Source organism: Psychrobacter sp. AOP5-GZ1-6, from assembly GCF_052376345.1.
Taxonomy (GTDB): Bacteria; Pseudomonadota; Gammaproteobacteria; order Pseudomonadales; family Moraxellaceae; genus Psychrobacter.
The window spans coordinates 1-1153 of the sequence record NZ_JBQSVP010000280.1 but is presented as its reverse complement, the minus strand read 5'-3'; the positions used below and the strand labels follow the sequence as shown (position 1 = coordinate 1153).

Here is a 1153-nt window from a genome sequence, read left to right as displayed (position 1 = left end):
AAAATATAATTAATAAAAATATAATAAGTTAGCATATCTATTGGCATTAGTAATATAAACAAAAATCATTACTATAGTTAGTTCAAAATAAAATTGTTATGGTTAGGACAAACATCATAAAACAATTTGGATAAGTCATTTTCCAACCAGCCTTGGCGTAGAAACTTCACTTGAGCCCATTTTTTCTCGATAGGGTTTAGATCAGGGCTATAAGGCGGCAGCCATAGAATACGATGACCATGTCTATTAAGTAGCTTTTGGATACGTTTGCTTTTATGAAACCGAGCATTATCCATGACAATAACACATTTAGTTTTAAGGCTTGGGATAAGCGTGTATTTGCACCAGTCGTAGAATATGCTGCTGTTGATGTTGTGCTTAAAGTAATCCAGTGCAAACAACATCTTTTCATACAGAGCACCGATAACGTTGGTTCGTTTTTTTGCTTGCCAGTTGTAACTATCAATGCAAGGTTTGCCTATCGGTGCATAGCCATAAGAACGAATAGTTTCAGCCTCAAAGCCACTTTCATCCATGTACACAATGGGGTAGCCTTGCTGCGTAAAGCTATTAAGCTTACTGTGATACTTTGCTCTTTTTATCAGACAGGCTTTTGGATGTTCCAAGGTCTTTTTTTTGACTGATACCAAGGCGCTTTAAGGCATGATAAATGCCTGTTTTACTACAGTTTAAACGACGTGCTCGCTCATACTGGTAATCATCGGGATGCTCTTTAACATCATTAAGTAGCACCTCATCTGGTATTTTATAAGGTTTGGTTTGTCTGGTTGTTTTACTGTGAACACGCCGCTTCCAGTTCTGTATAGTGGTTGGGCTCAGATTGTAAAACTCAGCCGCCGCAGCAAAGGTCATACCCTCGTCTAAGCTTTTAAGAACTTGCATACGAAAATCTAGTGAGTAAGTCATGGTCTTTATAATAGCAATTCGATTTAATAATTAGTTTATAACATTTTTAGGTGAGATTGACTATATCACAATAGTAATTTTCTATATCTTATACACCAAAGGTCAATACATAGTAAAGATAAGTAAACTACCCCTGTTCAATCAACTCTATTATTTATAAACAAGCAAACATTTATTTATTTTTTTAATAAACATAAATTCATAAATAATAAAATCCAAGTCAGAA

2 protein-coding genes are annotated in these 1153 nt (G+C 34.9%); both read right to left on the bottom strand.

Annotated features, from left to right (window positions below; all coding sequences use genetic code 11):
- Positions 1-77: 77 nt before the first annotated feature.
- On the bottom strand, positions 78-626 hold the full coding sequence (locus ACT3RN_RS15745) for an IS630 family transposase (protein ID WP_263972679.1): 549 nt from the start codon (positions 624-626) through the stop codon (positions 78-80).
- Entirely contained in the window at positions 577-927 is a 351-nt protein-coding gene (locus tag ACT3RN_RS15740; protein ID WP_192521033.1) for an IS630 transposase-related protein, read from the bottom strand. The genes ACT3RN_RS15745 and ACT3RN_RS15740 overlap by 50 nt, the downstream gene beginning before the upstream one ends.
- Positions 928-1153 lie beyond the last annotated feature (226 nt).

Coding starts and splice junctions, on each gene's coding strand:
- ACT3RN_RS15740 (WP_192521033.1), bottom strand. CDS start 927: ATGACTTACTCACTAGATTTTCGTATGCAAGTTCTTAAAAGCTTAGAC.